We start from the raw sequence: 18,961 nt of genomic DNA on the forward strand, positions 1-18,961 counted from the left end.
CTGAAAACTTTCGCGAAGTTTTTGCCCACAACAGCGTTTCGCGCGGGCCAGTATCAGACTGAGCCTGTTCACCTTAAGCTTGCGATCAGCCATTGCTGCAATTCTGTCAGCTCCGCCTGTTGTGCCGGGAAATCGGCTATCAGCAGATTCAGGACCTGGTCCAGTGCATCGGGCCGGTATGTGACGTTCTGCATCCGCTGGGCCAGCGCTTCGAGCGGCGCGGGATTGAGGCTGTCGCTGAAAATCTGACAGCGGCTGATCACGCCGCGTTCGACATCGAAGTGAATCTCCACACCGCCCCAGATAAAACGCTGGTCCAGCAGATGCGAGAAGGCAGGTGCCTGACCGAAATTCCATGCCCAGCTACTCTGCTTTGCGAACTGCTCAGTGAATCCAGGCAGGTCGGGCAGGGCATCGGGGGAGATCATCTCCGGCTCACACTGCTCGCCGAAATGTGCAAAAAAGGCGTCTGTCACGGCTGAGCAGATCGCCTGATAGCTGATACCGGGCGTTAACTCCGTCAGATTAGCAACCCTGGCGCGCACTGACGTAATCCCTTTAGCCTGCAGTTTCTTGACATCAGGATTAAGGTAATCTGCCAGCCGGGAAAGATCGGCATCCATCAGAATAGTGCCGTGATGAAAACCGCGATCCGGCGTTTCACGATACGCAGACCCGGAGATTTTGCGCAGTCCGTCAGCGGTGTTCACCACTAAATCGTTACGGCCGGACGCTTCCGCCGGAACACCCAGCGCGTTCAGTGCGTGCAGGATAATGGCAGTTGAAACGCTTTTATCGTACTCCGGCTTGCCGGCCATAAAGGTAAAACAGCAGTTACCGAGGTCGTGAAACACCGCGCCACCGCCGCTGCTGCGACGCGCCAGACGGATGCCATCTTCCGTCATGCGCCGGGTATTGCACTCTTTCCACGGGTTCTGCGCCCGTCCAATCACCACCGTTTCCGCATTCCGCCACAGGAACAGCACCCGCTGGGTGGCAGGCATCTGCCGGAAAATGCACTCTTCGACCGCCAGATTAAACCAGGGATCATTGGATTCAGATAACAGTAAACGCAGCGTGGACATCAGTAACTCCCGATCCTTATGAGAAGCGGCCCGTAAAGCAGGCAGAACGCAGAGTCTACCAGCACGGACGCGGACTCACATGCCTCTTCATGCCGTGATGCTGCGGCAAAAAAAGATAAAATGCCGTCTGCGGCGCAATCACGGCACATTGCTGTAGAACATTGTGCCAGTATATTGTCTGAGTCTGCTGATTTTACTGCTTATTTTCCCCGATGAGATTAAAAAACTTATGAACGCGTCCGCTGGCATCGCGATGAAGATCACAGCTGCGTTGAGCTCAACGCTGATGCTGGCCTGTGTAAAAGGGCTGGATGGCGCAATACCGGTCGGCGAAGTGATATTTTTCCGCTCGCTGCTGGCACTGGTTCCACTGCTCATCTGGCTACGCGTTCAGGGCAGCGTGCTGGAGGGCATCCGCACCCGTAATATTCGCGGGCATTTTGTGCGCGGGCTGGCCGGAACCGGTGGTCTCTATTTCAGCTACCTGTCGCTGCTCTATATTTCCCTGACCGACGCTACCGCGATTAACTATGCCGCACCGCTATTTACCGTGCTGCTGGCGGCATTGCTGCTGCGTGAAAAAGTGCGCCACCATCGCTGGGTGGCGGTCTTTACCGGTTTCAGCGGCATTCTGGTGATGTTTTCCGGGCATCTTTCGCTGACGCAGTCGGCAGCATTCTCGCTCTCCGCGTCGGCGGGCATTCTGCTGGCGCTGATGGCAGCCTTCTGTACCGCCTGTGCACTGGTCCAGATTCGGTTTCTTAACGGCAAAGAGAAACCGGGCGCCATCGCCTTCTGGTTCGCCGTCACCACAGCGATAACGTCGCTGGTCACGCTGCCGGGCGGCTGGAAAGTGCCGCACGGTAATCAGGTAGCGCTACTGATAGGATGCGGGCTGCTGGGCGGAATCACGCAGATTCTGATGACCCTGAGCCTGCGGTACGCAGAAGCCTCCCTGCTGGCTCCGTTCGACTACACCACGCTGCTCTGGTCAGTCGCGGTGGGGTATCTGTTGCTGGGTAACCTGCCGACTACCACCACGGTGATCGGTGCGGTTCTGGTGGTGTGCGGCGGCCTCTATTCAGTGCTGTATGAGCGCTACCGCTTTCGTAAAGCGCGGGTAGCGGATATTACGACCTGAGCAGAGCACGCATCAGAATGCTGAATAACAAAAGGATAATAACGTACAGTTAACAATTTGTGAGCGCGGCGAAAGAATGAACGGTTGTAATCGATTACTTTTAAATCCGGCATAAAGTAATCGATTACTTATTCGTGAGGTTCTCATGATTGCAACGGTGCAGGAGAGTGCAGGTCAGCGGGTGCAGCATAAGCTGCTGGTGCCGCGTCTTTCACTGATGATGTTTATGCAGTTCTTTATCTGGGGCAGCTGGTCGGTAACGCTGGGGCTGGTGATGACCCGTCACAATATGCCGTTGCTGATTGGGGATGCGTTTTCGGCCGGGCCTATCGCGTCGATTCTCTCGCCGTTTGTGCTCGGTATGCTGGTGGATCGTTTCTTTCCCTCGCAGAAAGTGATGGCCGTCATGAATCTGGCGGGCGCAGCGATTCTCTGGTTCGTGCCGCAGGCACTGATCGCAGAGAATGGCGCGTTGCTGATCGCCCTGTTATTTGGCTATACTCTCTGCTTTATGCCGACGCTGGCGCTCTCGAATAACATCGCCTTTCACAGTCTCGCCAGCAGTGAGAAGAGTTTCCCCATCGTCAGGGTCTTCGGCACTATCGGCTGGATCGTGGCGGGGATCTTTATCGGCGTGACCGGCATTGCAGACAGCGTGGCGGTGTTCCAGCTGGCGGCACTCTGTTCAGTCCTGCTGGCCATTTATAGCCTGACGTTGCCTCACACACCGGCACCGGCTAAAGGTTTACCGTTAAAAGTCCGCGATCTCTTCTGCGCCGACGCCTTCGCCTTGCTGCGGCTGCGGCATTTCATGGTCTTTGCACTGTGTGCCACCCTGATCTCCATTCCACTTGGCACCTACTACGCGTTTACTGCTTCCTGGCTGGCGGATGCCGGTATCCGCGAAGTCAGCACGCTAATGTCACTGGGGCAGATGTCTGAAATTGCCTTCATGCTGATCATCCCGCTGCTATTTCGTCGCCTGGGTGTGAAGTACATGCTGCTGATTGGGATGACGGCGTGGTTTGTCCGCTATGCCCTGTTTGCGCTGGGCATGAGTGATGAGACGCGCACGCTGATCTACCTCGGCATTCTGCTACATGGCATCTGCTATGACTTCTTCTTCGTGGTGGGCTTCATCTATACCGATCGGATTGCCGGTGAAAAGGTAAAAGGGCAGGCGCAGAGCATGGTGGTGATGTTCACCTACGGCATCGGCATGCTGCTGGGATCGCAAATCTCTGGCGCGCTCTACAACCATCTGGTTGCAGGTAACGTCAGCGCGCAGAGCTGGGCACTCTTCTGGTGGATCCCCGCCGTTGCCGCCGCGCTGATCGCGATTATTTTCTTCTTCTCGTTTAAATATCGTGATGAGGCGGTAGCAAAAACAGGAGTTACTAATGAAAACAGTTAAGGGACCGGGCATCTTCCTGTCGCAGTTCATCAACTCGCAGCCGCCATTTAATTCCCTGGCGGGTCTGGCGGAGTGGGCCGCCGCGCTGGGATACCGGGCGCTGCAGATCCCCTGTCACCAGCCCGCTATTTTCGACCTTGAGCAGGCAGCGGTCAGCCAGACCTATTGCGATGAGGTACGGGGATTGCTGGCCGGTTTTGGGCTGGAGATCAGCGAGCTGTCTACCCATCTCGAAGGGCAACTGGTTGCCGTTAACCCGGCCTATGACATGGCTTTTGATAATTTTGCCCCAGCGGCATTGCGCGGCGATCCCGTCCGGCGCACTGACTGGGCTATCGCCACCCTGAAAAAGGCGGCCGCGGCCTCTGAGAAGTTAGGTTTGCGCGCCCACGCCACCTTTTCCGGCTCACTCGCCTGGCCCTGGTTCTATCCCTGGCCGCCGCATCATGAAGCGCTGTTTGATGAGGCGTTTGCTGAGCTGGCAAGGCGCTGGCTACCGGTGATGGATGTATTTGACCAGCATGGCATTGACCTCTGCTATGAGATTCATCCCGGCGAAGACCTGCATGACGGTGTTACGTTTGAGCGTTTTCTGGCGGAGGTGAATCACCATCCGCGCTGCAATATTCTGTTCGACCCCAGCCATCTGCTGTTGCAACACATCGACTATCTGCAGTTTATCGACCTCTACCATCCGCGTATCAAAGCCTTTCACGTTAAGGATGCTGAATATCAGCTTAACGGACGCAGCGGCGTCTATGGCGGTTATCAGCCCTGGCTGGCACGGACCGGACGCTTTCGCTCGCCGGGCGATGGCCAGATCGACTTTGGTCGTATTTTCAGCAAGCTGGCACAGTATGACTATGATGGCTGGGCGGTGCTGGAGTGGGAGTGCTGCCTGAAAGAGGGCGAAACCGGGGCGCGTGAAGGTGCAGCGTTTATCCGTCGCCATATTATTCCCGTGGCTGACCGCGCGTTTGATGATTTTGCTTTAGCAGAGAACGCCCCATCGATACGCCACCAGCTGGGGCTGGATCGCGACGTCTGAGGTGGCCATGTGGATTCAGCGGATGAGCGGTGAGTCGGCTTTACACGCATTAAAACAGAAGGATCGTTATGTCTGTTCAGAAAATCGCCCGGATGGCGGGTGTTTCAGTTGCTACGGTTTCCCGGGTGTTGAATAACAGCGACAGCGTAAAACCAGCTAATCGCCAGAAAGTCCTGGCGGCCATCGAAGAAAGCCATTATCAGCCTAACCTGCTGGCACGCCAGCTACGCACGGCGCGCAGCGCGATGATTCTGGTGCTGGTTTCAGATATCTCCAACCCGTTCTGCGCCGAAGTGGTTAAAGGCATAGAGGCGCACGCCGAGAAAAATGGTTATCGCATCCTGCTGTGCAACTCGGGCGCGGAGATAGAACGTTCGCGATCCAGTCTGCAACTGCTTTCCGGCAAAATGGTGGATGGCATCATTACGATGGATGCCTTCAGCAAGCTGCCGGAGCTGAGCCAGCTGATAGGCGCGGCCCCCTGGGTTCAGTGTGCCGAACATGATGACACCGGGCAGGTCTCCTGCGTCGGTATTGATGATGACGTCGCTGCGCAGTCAGTGGTGCAGTTCCTTGCGGCACGGGGACGGCAGCGCATCGCGTTAATTAATCACGACCTCCGCTATCGATATGCCCGACTGCGTCAGCAGGGCTATACCCGCCAGATCAAAGAACAGCACCTGACCTGGGAGGCGATTGCCTACGCCAGCGAGTTAAGCTTTAGCGCCGGAAAAGCGGCGATGGAGCAGTTGCTGGCGGACAAAACCATTCCTGATGCGGTGTTTGCCGTGTCTGATACGCTTGCCGCTGGCGCCATGACGGCAATTCAGCAGGCGGGGTTGCGGATACCTGACGATATCGGCGTAGTAGGGTTTGACGGCAGCGAACTGGCTGAAATGGTATCGCCGCCACTGACCACCCTGGCGCAACCCTCTAAGGAAATAGGTCGCCGGGCCTGTGAACTGGTGTTGCAGAAAATCACCCGGCCCGATGCGCCTTCACAATGTGTGATCATGCAGGGTGAGCTGGTGGTGCGGTGCAGCAGCTGAAAGCATGACCCGCCAGCCTTTTCCCAATTTAACGACGCCTCTATTGTCCACTAAAAAGCGACAGTGATTGCCCGTTCACACCATTGTGTGACTCTCTTGTTTACTTATATGCTGTTTCCATCGAAGGGCATTCGCACTTCCCGAATCAACGAAGGGGCAGAATATGATTGAGCAAAGATTGTCAGAGCAACGCGGTGTGGGCGATCACGGCTGGCTGAATTCACGTCACACCTTCTCTTTTGCAAACTACTGGGACCCAAAACAGGCGGGCTTCTCTGATCTGCTGGTGATCAACGATGATCGCGTCGCTAAAGGGCGTGGTTTTGGTGCTCATCCGCACAGCAACATGGAGATTATCTCTTATGTGCTGGAAGGCGCGCTGGAGCACAAAGACTCAATGGGCACCGGCTCGGTGATTGTTCCCGGCGACGTGCAGTTGATGAGTGCGGGCAGTGGTGTGACCCACAGTGAGTTTAACCACTCTGGTACTGAGGGCGTGCATTTCCTGCAGATTTGGGTAGTTCCTGCTGAGAAGAACACGCCGCCAGGCTACCAGCAGATCTCCGTCACCGAAGCGGATAAACGCGGTAATTTGCGACTGATTATTTCGCCGGAAGGTGAAAACGGGGCATTACGGGTACGCCAGGATATTCGCATCTATGCGGGACTGTTCCAGGGCGATGAGCAGCAGACGATCACGCTGCCGGACGACCGCTATGCGTATATTCATGTGGCGCGCGGCAGTGTCAGGGTAAATGGCCTGCAATTTAATGCCGGAGACGGTGCGCGGGTTCGCAATGAGAAAACGCTGTCGTTCAGTCACGGTGAAGGAGCGGAGGTGTTGTTATTCGATCTGCGTCCCAACGAAGTGAATCATCCAACCCGTTAAAATGAAAACTGCGCGGCTTTCACCGCGCAGTTTTTTTTGCATCACTGCGCGTTAAGAAACGCCAGCAGATCCTGGTTCAGTTGATCCTGATGCGTCACCGCGAAACCATGCGGCGCATTGTCATAAACCTTGAGTTCAGCACCCTCAATCATCTCCGCCGCCACTTTGCCGGTGGATTCAAACGGCACGATCTGGTCGTTGCTGCCATGGATCACCAGCGTTGGCACATTGACTTTCGCTACGTCGGCACGGAAATCGGTTTCCGCAAACGCGGTAACGCAGTCCACGGTACTTTTTAGCGAAGCCAGCAACGCGATATTCAGCGTCTGCGTCATCACGCCATCTGAAACAGTCTGCCCGGCGTTGGTGCCGTAGAACGGCGTAGCGAACTCTTTGATAAACTGCGCGCGATCTTTGAGCAGGCCATCACGAATCCCCTCGAATACCGACATATCGACACCCTGCGGGTAGTCTGCCGTTTTGCCAAAGATAGGCGTAACGGCACCGAGCAGCACCAGCGCCGCGACGCGATCGCTGCCGTAGCTGCCGATGTAGCGCGTAACGTCGCCGCCACCCATGGAGAAGCCCACCAGCGTCACGTTCTGCAGGTCAAGATGGGTGATCAAATCGTTAATATCTGAAGCAAAGGTATCGTAGTTATTGCCGGTCCAGGGCTGGTCAGAGCGGCCAAAGCCACGACGGTCAAACGCAATCACCCGATAGCCGTTATCGGCCAGGAATTTCATCTGGCTGTCCCACATGTCGGCATCCAGCGGCCAGCCGTGGCTGAATAATACAGGCTTACCGGTTCCCCAGTCCTTGAAGTAAATCTGTGTGCCGTCGGTCGTTTTAAAAGTGCTCATAGTATTGCCCTCTGTATGACGTGATAGATGAGAAGTTGGTACTGCGCCAGTTACACTGGCGCCACCAGATAGCGTACCTCGGGTGAGCGCTCGCCCTGATGAAAAGCGAAAACCCGCCGCTCTATTTTTTTGTCGTTGATGGTGTAGCGCTCTTTCTGACGCAGATGTTCGACCCAGGAACCGACCACAAACGTTTCAACGAAAATGCCGGGCTGCAGAATATCTTCATACAGTGACCAGTTGATGGCGCCACCGCGGCGTCTGACCCGCCGCATATCCTGCATGCAGACTGTAAAAGCATGTACATCATCAATAGTAATCCGGTATTCGTAATTCACCATAACCGGCCCGCGTTCGTGACGAATATCCAGCGCAGGCGCATTGACGCCGTCACCAATCATATCGAGATTGAGATCGGGATCCTGATCGAGCCGCCAGCGCCAGACGGTACTGCTGGCCAGTACCATGCCCAGCGCGGCGATGCAGAGCGACAGCGGAATGCCGAAGTGCGAGGCGAGCTGTCCCCAGAGGGCGCTGCCTGCGGTCATCGAACCAAAGAACACCGTCAGATAAACCGCCAGCGCACGCGCTTTCACCCACTTCGCGGCGCTGCGCTGTGCGCCAAGATTCAGCGTCGACAGCACCGCGATCCAGGCAAAGCCGGTGAAGAACTCAAACGCATTCAGCAGCCAGAAGTGCCGCACAAAGGCCAGCGCCAGCATAGTCAGGGCAAAGATCAGACTGGCAAGCACCATCAGGCGATCGGAACTCAGGCGACGACGCAGACGCGGCAGCAGGACGGCACCGGTTATCGCGCCGACACCGATGCAGGCCAGCATAATGCCGTAGCCGCCAGGGCCGAGGCCGAGTTCACGACGCGCCACCAATGGCAGCAAAGCCCAGCCTGCGCTGCCAAACAGGAAGAACGCGAAGGTCCGCACAAGCACGTTACGCAACACTGGTGCCGCATGCACATAGCGCAGACCGGCACGCACCGCCGGGAAGAAGTGCTCGGGCGGGAGGCGCTGCACGCTGGGTTCTGCTTTCCAGCGCCAGAGCACCCAGGTCACGCCCAGCACGGACAACGCATTGAGCAGGAAAACCATCCAGGGCCCGGTGAATGAGAGGATCAGGCCGCCCAGCGCCGGACCGATGGCGCGACTGATATTAATGCCGAGCGACTTAAGGGCAATGGCTGGACCCAGTTCCTGTTTAGTCACCAGATCCGGCACGATCGCCTGGAAGGGCGGCGAACTCATGGCGGCACCCGCGCTCAGCAAAAAGGCAGCGCCCAGCAGTACTTCAGGGGTTACATGGCCGGTCCAGGCCAGCACCGTCAGCCCGGCCGCGGCGATAAAGGTCCAGAGCTGGGAAAACAGCAGATATTTGCGGCGGTCAACGATATCCGCCATTACGCCTGAGGGCAGCGCGAACAGAAACATCGGCAGGCTGCTGGCCGCCTGCACCAGCGCCACGGCCAGCGGGTCGGCACTCAGCGTCAGCATGCTCCAGTTCACACCCACATCGTTCATCCATGAACCGATATTGGAGACGACGGTGGCGATCCACAGCATGCGGAACACCGGCTGACGCAGCGGCTGTAGCGGTGAAACCTCACCCGCAGGCTGTTCCTGCTCGAGCTGGTGGATATCATTAACCTGTGCCATGACGAACCCCCTGATGTTTCACCGCGCTGATTCGCCAGCCGCCAGGCCCGGTCAGCGCCAGCGTGGTAAAGATAATGAGCAGCAGCCAGCCGAACTGGCCTTCCGCCAGTGACCAGCCAGGGTGTACCATCAGCATCGCGACCAGCAGCACCGCGATGATCGGCAGGCAGGCAATCCGGCTACCCCAGCCGAGAATAATAAAGATCGGGCAGATGACTTCTGCCACTATCGCTGGCAGCAGGCTCATCATCGGTCCCAGACCAAACGGGTCTTCTATACGCGTCAGTTCTTCGCTGAAATGCAGAATTTTCGGCAGCCCATGCACCTGCAACAGCAGCAGGCTGCCGGTCAGGCGCAGGAAGAACAGCCCCGCATTGATACGGGGCGACAGATCCCTAGCGTTATTCATGATTAAAACGCGAAGCAGCTGCAGCCGAGCGCGCCCCAGAAGGCGTTATCTTCGGCGACCGGTACACTGGAACCCCGGGCGATCTCATGCGAGTGTTGATGAACCCCGCACGGGCCGCTGCAGTGGTGGACGGCGGGCATCATGCCTGCACGGCTCTGCGCAACTGGCGGGGCGCTGCGATAGTGACCCGGCACGTTTACCACTGGCGACCACTCAGGCAGGACCGGAATCGCGGGCGGTGCATCCGCGCTGAACGAACCGGCGGCATAGACAATATTGCCATCCACCACGGTCAGCACCGACTCAATGCCTTTAATTTCCTCTTCCGGCACGCTGAAGAAATCTTTGCTCAGCACGGCCAGATCCGCCAGAAGACCTACCTGAATCCGACCTTTTTTATTTTGTTCGCTGGAGAACCAGGCGCTGCCCTGTGTCCAGAGCATCAGCGCCGTTTCACGGTCAAGGCGGGCATTGACGTCATACATCTGCATGCCGCCCACGGTGCGACCAGAAACCAGCCAGTAGAGCGCGGTCCAGGGGTTGTAGCTGGCGACGCGGGTTGCGTCGGTGCCGAGTCCGACCGGGACGCCGGTTTCCAGCATTTTCTGTACCGGCGGGGTGTGGCGGGTGGCTTCAATGCCGTAGCGTTCAGCAAAGTATTCGCCCTGGAATGCCATGCGATGCTGCACCGCAATGCCACCGCCCAGCGCTTTGATACGATCGATATTGCGCTGAGTGACCGTTTCCGCGTGGTCAAAGAACCAGTGCAGACCATTAAACGGGATATCGCGGTTGACCTTCTCAAAGACATCCAGCATCCGGCTGATCGACTCGTCATAAGTTGCATGCAGACGGAAAGGCCAGCGATGTTCCACCAGATGACGCACCACGCGCTCCAGTTCATCCTCCATGCCAGGCGCTAAGTCCGGACGTGGCTCCAGAAAATCTTCGAAGTCGGCGGCCGAGAACACCAGCATTTCGCCTGCGCCGTTGTGACGGAAATAGTCGCTGCCCTGGCCTGGCGTCAGCATGTCCGTCCACTTCTCAAAATCTTCCAGTTCATGACCCGGACGCTGCGTGAAGAGGTTGTAGGCGATACGCAGCGTCATCTGCTTTTTCTGATGCAGTTCAGCGATCACTTCGTAATCTTCGGGATAGTTCTGGAAGCCACCGCCCGCATCAATGGCGCTGGTCAGGCCCAGTCGATTCAGCTCGCGCATAAACTGGCGGGTCGAGTTGATCTGCTGTTCCAGCGGCAGTTTCGGGCCTTTCGCCAGCGTGGCGTAGAGGATCATCGCATTGGGACGGGCGATCAGCAGACCGGTGGGATTACCGTTACTGTCTCGCTGGATTTCACCACCCGGCGGGTTCGGCGTCTCTTTGGTATAGCCGACGACTTTCAGTGCGGCGCGGTTGAGCAGGGCGCGGTCATAAAGATGCAGCACGAAGACTGGCGTATCGGGGGCAGCCTCGTTGATCTCATCCAGCGTCGGCATCCGGCGCTCGGCAAACTGGAACTCGGTCCAGCCGCCTACCACACGCACCCACTGCGGTGACGGCGTGCGCAGCGCCTGCTCTTTCAGCATCCGCAGCGCATCGGCAACCGACGGAACGCCTTCCCATCGCAGTTCAAGGTTGTAGTTCAGACCACCACGAATCAGGTGCAGGTGTGAATCGTTCAGGCCCGGCACGGCGGTGTGACCTTTCAGATCGATCACTTTGGTGCCGTCACAGTGATACTCCATCGCCTCTGCCAGCGTACCTACCGCAACAAATTTGCCATCACGAATTGCCACGGCTTCTGCGACCGGATTGCTGCGGTCAACAGTATGAAATTTGCCATGGGTCAGTATCAGTTCTGCTTTACCCAGCGTAACCATAGATCCTCCTCAACGGGGTTGTCCGACTCAGCGCGGGACAGGAAGTGCCGCAATAAGCAGGGCACGAATAAGCCGGATTATGGTGAGCGGGCTGATGGGTCGTCTAGTTATACAGAGGGATACCTATACCTTCGTATAGTTATACGCAGAGATAATAGTTTGCCGTGTCACCTCGCCCTACACTGCGACCAGACAAGTCAGCAGCAGGATTAATAAACCTGTCCTGACCGTCTTTTTGCTCCGCGCCAGTTGGCGGAAATTCCGTTACTTAACCTCTATGGGTGAACGCATGTCCAACGCAAAGCTTGAAGTCCTCACGCCACATAACAGCCAGATTATCTTCATCGACCAGCAGCCGCAGATGGCCTTTGGCGTGCAGTCGATTGACCGCCAGGTGCTGAAAAACAACACCGTTGCGCTGGCGAAGGCGGCAAAAGTCTTCAACATCCCGACCATCATCACCACGGTCGAAACCGAAAGCTTCTCGGGTCACACTTATCCGGAACTGCTGGATGTCTTTCCTGGTCAGGACATTCTGGAGCGCAGCTCAATGAACTCCTGGGATGACCAGAAAGTGCGTGACGCGCTGGCAGCGAACGGCAAGAAAAAAGTGGTGGTGTCCGGTCTCTGGACGGAAGTGTGCAACAATAGCTTTGCCCTGTGCGCGATGCTGGAAGGCGACTACGAAATCTATATGGTGGCCGACGCGTCAGGCGGCACCACCAAAGAAGCGCACGACTACGCAATGCAGCGCATGATTCAGGCGGGTGTCGTGCCGGTGACCTGGCAACAGGTGATGCTGGAGTGGCAGCGTGACTGGGCTAACCGTGACACTTACGATGCGGTGATGAATATTGCCAAAGAGCATTCAGGTGCCTATGGCATTGGTGTGGATTACGCCTACACCATGGTGCATAAAGCGCCATCACGTCAGAAAAGCGAACACCGTACTCTGGCACCGGTTCACGCGCCGGTCCGCTAAGGGTCGCTCTGCTGATCGGCACGCGCTGCCGGTCAGCAGACGGGCAGCACAGGAGTCCGGTCATGAATCCTTTACTTCTTTCCCTGGCAGCAGGGGTGTTGATTGGCCTGTTTTATGGCCTGCTTAAAGTACGTTCACCCGCTCCGCCCGCGATTGCGCTGGTGGGCCTGCTGGGAATGTTACTGGGCGGGGCGCTGATGCAGGCGGTTATTCCAGCAGCGCATGCGACCGTCCTTCAGCCGCTCAGCGCTCAGCCTGAAACATACCTGTTGCGGACAAGCTGAACATGTTGAAATCCTACATCATTTCTCTCGCGGTGGGCCTGCTTGCCGGGGTAATCTATGCGCTGATTAACGTCAACTCTCCGGCTCCGCCGATTATTGCACTGGTGGGGCTGTTCGGCATGCTGGTGGGGGAACAGATCATTCCGCTGGCTAAGCGTCTGCTTCGCCGTCAGCCGGTGACGCTGAAGTGGTTTCGCCATGAGTGTGTGCCAAAAATCAGTGGGACACCGCCACCCGATGGCGATAACACCCCTTAAATCCTCGCGTACCGCACAGTGAGGCGTTCCGGAGAATAACTGCATGGCGCTGTCACAGCGTATTATCATTGTTGATGATGAACGCGCGGTCCGCAGTGGACTGAGCAATCTGTTGCACTCAGACGGCTACCCGACGCGCTTATATGAGTCCGGTGAGGCGCTCCTGAGCGATGACAATGCCCTTTCAGAGGCGGGCTTGCTGATTATTGATGTCGGACTCAAGGGCATGTCCGGTTTTGAGCTATTTGTCCTCCTGAAACAGCAGACAGAGCTGCCCCCGGTCATCTTTATCTCAGCAGATCTGGAAGAAACAACACTGTGGTATGCCATCGCCCTGGGGGCGGTCACGTTTTTGCGAAAGCCCATTGATGTTGATACGCTGCTGACACTGATCCGTTGCGAGTTATCCAGGGGAGAAGCCCGCTGATGAGCATGCTTTCAGTTAATGTCCAGGAAGGTGACGACGCAGGGATCGCGATTGACCACTTCAACACGCTGACACCGCTGGCGCAGGATGGCTGCCTGCTCTGGATACTGGCGCGCTGCCACTCTGGTGAATCCCTGATTATCGCTACGGGTCAAAGTGACGAGGTCACCTTTCAGGCGACGCAGCGACTTAAAAATGAGCGTGCGCTGGCGGGCTATCTTTCACCGCGCTGGGCAATCACCGCCACCGGCACCACCCGTTATCACAATCGGTATGCCCTGATTTATCCTTGCTTTCCGTTTCGTACTCTGGCTCACAATCTCGCCACTCCACCTGAAAACATCGCCGACTTCCTGCAGGTGGCATTGCAGCTCTGCCACACGCTCGGTCAGGCGCATCATCAGGGTATCGTGCATGGGGATATCAAGCCGGGTCACTTTTTTGTCACTGACGATGGGCGCTTCCGCCTGGGCGGATTTGGACTGGCCTCGCTGGCAGCGCAGTCGGCGGACAAAACCAGCCTGCGCGCCTCAGGCGGTACGCTGGCCTATATGTCTCCTGAGCATACCGGTCGCACACCGCATCCCGTCAGCAGCCTCAGCGATCTCTACAGCCTGGGTGTGGTGCTGTATGAGTACCTGACCGGCAGACTGCCGTTTGGATCAGCAGAAGCGGGTGAAGCAGAGTGGATTCATCATCACATTGCTACCGCCCCCCGTCCCGCCGAACAGGTCAGAGAGGATGTGCCGCCGATGCTCTCGGTGATTCTGTTGCGCCTGCTGGCAAAGTCGCCCGCAGAGGGGTATCAGACCGTGCAGGGACTGATGGCCGATCTGCGCCGTTGTCAGGCAACCCTCTCAGCGGAAAACACCATTGCGCCGTTTACGCCCGGTTTGCAGGAGCGGTTCAGCAGCAGTTTCCGGCCCGAAACGCTGTTCACGCAGCATCCGCAGGCGCGCCTGTTACTGACCACGCTTGAGGCGGTCAACCGCAGCGGCACGCAGAGCCTGGTGATGCTGAGCGGTGCGCCCGGCTCCGGGAAGTCTGCCATTATCGCCTCCGCACTGAAAAACCTGCAGCACCGACAGATTCTGCTGGCCGCCAGCAAGGCCGATCAGCATTCGCCAGTCGCCCCCTATGCCTCAATCGCCTCCGCCTTTCGCACGGTCACGCTCTATCTGCTGGGTTTGTCCGCCCCGGAAGTCAGCAAATGGCGGGGGCGACTGTTACGGTTACTGGGCGGGTATACCGATTTAGCCATTGAACTGGTACCCGAATTAAAACAGCTGCTGAATATCCGGACACTGTCGCCCGTGGTGCGCCATGCTCCGGACGCCCGCGAGCAGTTTAACCAGATGGCGTGTGCGCTGATTGAGGCTTTTGCCACGCCGGGTCGCCCGCTGGTGATGCTGATTGATGATGTTCACTGGGCAGATAATGCCACGCTGCAACTGCTGGAAACGCTGATTATTCGTAGTGAACATCTGCCTTTTATGCTGGTGCTCGCTTTCCGGGAGGGTGAATCAATGCCCTGTCCGATGATTGCCGGTTTTCTACTGCGGATCAGAGAATCCGCGGCGCGGGCCGTGGCGCTGACGCCACAGCCGCTCAGCGTGAAAAGTATCGGTCGCTGGCTGGCGGGGAGGCTGCATACCTGTCCCGGCGGCCATCGCGAACTGGCACAGATTATTTTCGACAAAACCGGCGGCAATCCACTCTCTGTGCAGGAGTTCTTTCGTCAGGCGGTGGACGATGGGGTCATTTACTTTCGTCAGAACCCGCTGAAATGGCATTACGACAGCCAGACACTGAGTACGCGTCAGTACACCGACAATGTGGCAACGCTGGTGCTGAATCAGCTGGTACGGATGCCGGAGATAACGCGGCAGCTGCTGGGCGATCTGGCCTGCCTGGGCGCCAGCGGCGAACTCTCCCTGATAAGTCATATCAGCGGAACCCCTGTTAAACGGCTTCAGCAGCAGCTTGAACCGGCAGTCAGTGGTCGATTTATCACCCTAACGGGCGGTAACTACGCCTTTACCCACGATCGGGTTCACAACGCGGCATTTTCGCTGCCCGACCGTCGGCAGCAACAGCATCTTCACCAGCAGGCGGCGGCATGGCTGTCAGACGCGGTGGTGACGGCGGATAACGGTGAAACACTGTTCCGCGCGGTTTATCACATTGGCATGATTGCTGAACTGCCGCTGAGTGTCGCAGAGCGTGAGCGGTATTATCCGCTCTGTCTGCGCGCTGCACAGGGAGCGAAACGTGCGGGGGACTATCTCTCGGCGCTGCGCTATCTGCGCACCGCCCAGCGACTTAGCCAGCGGATGGTGACCGGCAATGACTTTATGCTGGGTCTTGATGAGGCGGAGTGCGAGTTTCTGCACGGTAATCTCAGCAACGCACAATCGCTCTGCACCCGACTGCTGCGTGAGCCGGGAACGCTCAGTGAAAAATCCAGGGCTGCCTGTCTCTCTGCTGAAATTCATATGCGCCAGTCTGACAATCATCTGGCACTGGAAACCGCACTCGCCTGGCTGGCGGTTTTTGGTGAGCATTTCAACCGTAATCCGAATGACGCGGAGATCGACGCCGAATGGCTGTCGCTCAGAACGCGGATTGGCGACTCCCCGCAGACCGCTTTTTCACGGCTGCCGCTGAACAACAATGACGAAACGGAGTCGGTGCTGAACCTGATGGCCAGCACAATTTTTGTTTCCGCCTACGACTGCCCGCAGCTGCATCTGATGCTGGTCTGCCGGATGCTGAAGATGACGCTGGACCAGGGCATGACAGGGGCTTCTGCGTTTGGCCTTGCCTGGTTCAGCGTGCTGACTGGCGACCGCTATCAGGCCTGGCAGTTTAGCTATGACTGTGGCCGGGTGGCGCGTGCGCTGGTGGAAGAGCATAACTTTATCCGCTACAAAGCACGCACGCTGCTGCCACTGGATCAGGTAGGGATCTGGACACAGCCGCTGGATGTCGCCGTGGAGTGTGCCCGCGAAAGCTTTCGCGTGGCGGTAATGCATGGCGACCGCTCTTTTGCCTGCCTCTCGCTGCGTCATCAGATCATGAACACGCTGACACGCGGCGACCACCTTGAGTCGGTGCTGACCTCCATTGAGCGTGGACTGGCGTTTACCCGCAAATCGTATTATCCCGACGTCGAGAACGTGCTCGTTATGCAGAAGCAACTGGTGATGCAACTGCGTAATAGCAATGGATTCAGGGCAGAGGATCGCGTCGCCTCTTTGCCGCTGGTAGCGGGCAGTGAGCCGGGGCCGATATCCGGCCCTAAAGCGATGGTGCGGTTCTGGGACGGTCTCTATCGGGGAATGGCGCATTTCTTTGCGGCTGAATACCGGGAGGCGCTGCGCTGTTTTGAGGATATTCGTCCGCTGATTAGCGCAGTGCCCGCTTATATCTATCTGATGGATTTTCATTTCTACAGCGCATTATCACTGAGTCACCAGCCTGAAGCGGCTGACAGCAATGTGCTGCGTGGCCATCTCGACAAGTTTGCTGACTGGGCTGACCTCAATCCTGGTCTGTTTGCAGACAAATATGCTCTGCTCAGGGCAGAGTGCGCGCGTCTGGCGGGCAACACGGGCGACGCTCTGAAGCAGTATGAACAGGCCATTCGTCTCTCCAGACAGGCGGGCTATCTGCACATCCATGCGCTGGCGAATCAGCTGGCGGGTCGCTGCTGCAAAGCCTTACAGCTGGACACCGCCGCAGATGCCTGGATTAAAGCGGCAATGGCAAGCTGGGAAAACTGGGGCGCGCAGGCAATGGTGCGCCAGCTGGAGCAGCGCTATCCGCATCTGTCCGCGCCGCTGCAAAACAGCGCACTGGCGACAATTCCGTTTACCCAGGATGCCGCATTCTATGACATGGAGAGCGTGCTGACCGCCGTGCGCGCCCTGACGGAGGAGATCAACCTTGATCGGTTGATACATACCCTGATGCGCATGCTGCTGGAGCGGGCCGGTGCTCAGCGCTGTCGGCTCATCCGGATTCTGGATGGCAATCTGCCGGAGACGCAGGCCTGGGCAGAGAGCATGGCAGAGGGGGTGCGTGTGCAGATTGTTAAAGAACGACCTCTCGCGTCCGACCTGCCTTTATCCGTGCTGTCAGCGGTGATCCGAACAGGCCAGGAGATACGCACCGGCAAACCGGAGGCGTTCAGTCCCTTCAGCCAGGATCCCTATCTGGTGGCTTCAGGCGCAGCGGTGTTGTGTGTCCCGATGTTCAGGCAGGCCAACATGGTCGGGGTGCTCTATCTGGAGAACCGCCTGATGCCCGACGCGTTTACTGCTGAGCACTCCCATATAGTAAAAACCCTGAGTGCGCAGGCGGCCGTTTCGCTGGAAAACGCACGGCTCTACGCAGAGCTGCTGGAGGAGAACACTCATCGGCGGCGGGTTGAGAAGCAGTTGCGAGCCAGTAAAACCTCGCTGATGCTCGGCGAGAAGATCAGCCATACCGGCACCTGGCGCTGGGAATTGACAGAGGACATGATGATGGTCTCTGAAGAATATGGTCGCATTCTTGGCCTGCCAGCTGAACAAAAAGGGCTGTCGATGGCTGACTTTCTCACCCGCGTTCATCCCGATGATCATGCGTGCATCAGTGAACTGGTCACGCTTAGCGTCAGCCAGGGGCGCAGTATGCAGGCTGAGTTCCGTATACTCAGGCCGGACGGGGAATGCCGCTATATTAAAGGCATCGGAGAACCGGTGGACAATTTCCCGGAGGTGAAAGAGTATTTCGGCACCATTTCGGATATCACTTTACAGCGTCAGGCAGAAGATAGCGCGCGTATGGCGCAGGCGGACCTGGCTCGGGTTAGCCGCGCCACCACGGTCGGGCAGCTTACTGCTTCCATCGCCCATGAGATTAACCAGCCTCTGATGTCAATCGTGGCTAACGCGGGTGCCAGCCTGCGCTGGTTAAAGCGTGAACCCTTGATGCTGGAAAATGCCAGCAGCAGTCTGAACGAGATCATTAAAGAGGGTAAACGTGCCGGAGAGATTATTCGCGGTCTGCAGGCGCTGACCCGCAATCATGAACCGAGCTTTGCGCCAGAAAACCTGCATCTGATTGCCCGTGATATTCTGGCGCTCTCCCGGATCGAGCTGGAACGGCGGGGCATTTCACTGGAACTGAAACTCAAGGCGGCCAGGGCAGATATTTTCTGCGACCGCGTTCAGATTCAGCAGGTGCTGCTCAATCTGGTCATTAATGCTATCGATGCCATGTCCGATGATTTACCGCGCGCGGCCCTGCTGCGCCTCACCTCAGAGAATCCCACGGCTGAAACGCTGCGATTTGAGGTGCTGGATAGCGGTTGCGGATTGCCTGATGGCGTGCGTGACCGGATCTTTGAGTCGTTCTACACCACCAAGAAAAGCGGCATGGGCATGGGATTAACCATCAGTAAAGGGATCATCAAAAAGCACTGCGGAGAGTTAGGCGCAGAGAACCGGCCAGAAGGCGGCAGCCGTTTCTGGTTTACACTGCCACTGGAATAAGCGTGCGGGCCAGCTTTACATCGTGG

15 protein-coding genes are annotated in these 18,961 nt (G+C 57.3%); 10 read left to right on the forward strand and 5 right to left on the reverse strand.

Going from position 1 to position 18,961, the window contains the following annotated elements; genetic code table 11:
• Positions 1–68: 68 nt before the first annotated feature.
• A complete protein-coding gene (locus ACTJKZ_RS11310) occupies positions 69–1,085 on the reverse strand; it encodes a lipoate--protein ligase A (protein WP_440829587.1) in 1,017 nt (338 codons plus the stop codon).
• 229 nt (positions 1,086–1,314) lie between these two features.
• Here ACTJKZ_RS11310 and ACTJKZ_RS11315 point away from each other — a divergent pair, with 229 nt between their 5' ends.
• The 5 genes from ACTJKZ_RS11315 to ACTJKZ_RS11335 all read left to right on the forward strand — a co-directional run bounded on the left by ACTJKZ_RS11315 (position 1,315) and on the right by ACTJKZ_RS11335 (position 6,626).
• Positions 1,315–2,226, forward strand: a complete 912-nt coding sequence (locus tag ACTJKZ_RS11315) for a DMT family transporter (protein WP_222925858.1) — start codon at positions 1,315–1,317, stop codon at positions 2,224–2,226.
• Positions 2,227–2,371: 145 nt separating this feature from the next.
• Positions 2,372–3,640 carry an MFS transporter gene (locus ACTJKZ_RS11320; protein ID WP_285088701.1) on the forward strand — a complete coding sequence of 423 codons (1,269 nt, stop codon included), beginning with the start codon at positions 2,372–2,374 and terminating at the stop codon, positions 3,638–3,640.
• Positions 3,627–4,688, forward strand: a complete 1,062-nt coding sequence (locus tag ACTJKZ_RS11325) for a sugar phosphate isomerase/epimerase family protein (RefSeq protein WP_440829588.1) — start codon at positions 3,627–3,629, stop codon at positions 4,686–4,688. Before ACTJKZ_RS11320 ends, ACTJKZ_RS11325 begins: the two co-directional genes overlap by 14 nt.
• Before the next feature lie 68 nt (positions 4,689–4,756).
• Complete coding sequence (locus ACTJKZ_RS11330; RefSeq protein ID WP_161734578.1) at positions 4,757–5,737, forward strand: LacI family DNA-binding transcriptional regulator; 981 nt, start codon at positions 4,757–4,759, stop codon at positions 5,735–5,737.
• A gap of 163 nt (positions 5,738–5,900) precedes the next feature.
• Positions 5,901–6,626, forward strand: a complete 726-nt coding sequence (locus tag ACTJKZ_RS11335) for a pirin family protein (RefSeq protein WP_161734580.1) — start codon at positions 5,901–5,903, stop codon at positions 6,624–6,626.
• A 41-nt stretch (positions 6,627–6,667) separates the two neighbouring features.
• Here the strand turns inward: ACTJKZ_RS11335 and ACTJKZ_RS11340 are convergent, their stop codons facing one another.
• Genes ACTJKZ_RS11340 through ACTJKZ_RS11355 form a run of 4 tightly spaced genes read right to left on the reverse strand, consistent with a single transcriptional unit; the run spans position 6,668 to position 11,445 of the window.
• Complete coding sequence (locus tag ACTJKZ_RS11340) at positions 6,668–7,489, reverse strand: alpha/beta fold hydrolase (RefSeq protein ID WP_161734582.1); 822 nt, start codon at positions 7,487–7,489, stop codon at positions 6,668–6,670.
• A gap of 50 nt (positions 7,490–7,539) precedes the next feature.
• Positions 7,540–9,156, reverse strand: coding sequence for an MFS transporter (locus ACTJKZ_RS11345; RefSeq protein WP_440829589.1), 1,617 nt, complete (start codon positions 9,154–9,156; stop codon positions 7,540–7,542).
• A complete protein-coding gene (locus ACTJKZ_RS11350; protein ID WP_440829590.1) occupies positions 9,143–9,565 on the reverse strand; it encodes a DoxX family protein in 423 nt (140 codons plus the stop codon). Before ACTJKZ_RS11350 ends, ACTJKZ_RS11345 begins: the two co-directional genes overlap by 14 nt.
• Before the next feature lie 2 nt (positions 9,566–9,567).
• Positions 9,568–11,445: an amidohydrolase gene (locus ACTJKZ_RS11355; RefSeq protein ID WP_440829591.1), complete on the reverse strand. Its 1,878-nt coding sequence runs from the start codon at positions 11,443–11,445 to the stop codon at positions 9,568–9,570.
• Positions 11,446–11,734: 289 nt separating this feature from the next.
• Here ACTJKZ_RS11355 and ACTJKZ_RS11360 point away from each other — a divergent pair, with 289 nt between their 5' ends.
• From ACTJKZ_RS11360 to ACTJKZ_RS11380, 5 genes are all read left to right on the forward strand, one after another.
• On the forward strand, positions 11,735–12,427 hold the full coding sequence (locus ACTJKZ_RS11360; protein ID WP_010670331.1) for a hydrolase: 693 nt from the start codon (positions 11,735–11,737) through the stop codon (positions 12,425–12,427).
• 62 nt (positions 12,428–12,489) lie between these two features.
• Entirely contained in the window at positions 12,490–12,711 is a 222-nt protein-coding gene (locus tag ACTJKZ_RS11365) for a DUF1427 family protein (protein WP_253418241.1), read from the forward strand.
• 2 nt (positions 12,712–12,713) lie between these two features.
• Entirely contained in the window at positions 12,714–12,968 is a 255-nt protein-coding gene (locus ACTJKZ_RS11370; protein WP_161734595.1) for a XapX domain-containing protein, read from the forward strand.
• Between the two features lie 43 nt (positions 12,969–13,011).
• Positions 13,012–13,395, forward strand: a complete 384-nt coding sequence (locus tag ACTJKZ_RS11375) for a response regulator transcription factor (RefSeq protein WP_161734598.1) — start codon at positions 13,012–13,014, stop codon at positions 13,393–13,395.
• Positions 13,395–18,935 carry a trifunctional serine/threonine-protein kinase/ATP-binding protein/sensor histidine kinase gene (locus ACTJKZ_RS11380; RefSeq protein ID WP_440829592.1) on the forward strand — a complete coding sequence of 1,847 codons (5,541 nt, stop codon included), beginning with the start codon at positions 13,395–13,397 and terminating at the stop codon, positions 18,933–18,935. Before ACTJKZ_RS11375 ends, ACTJKZ_RS11380 begins: the two co-directional genes overlap by 1 nt.
• Positions 18,936–18,961 lie beyond the last annotated feature (26 nt).

Origin of the sequence: Pantoea sp. 22096 (assembly GCF_052045955.1) — a bacterium.
GTDB lineage: Bacteria > Pseudomonadota > Gammaproteobacteria > Enterobacterales > Enterobacteriaceae > Pantoea > Pantoea alfalfae.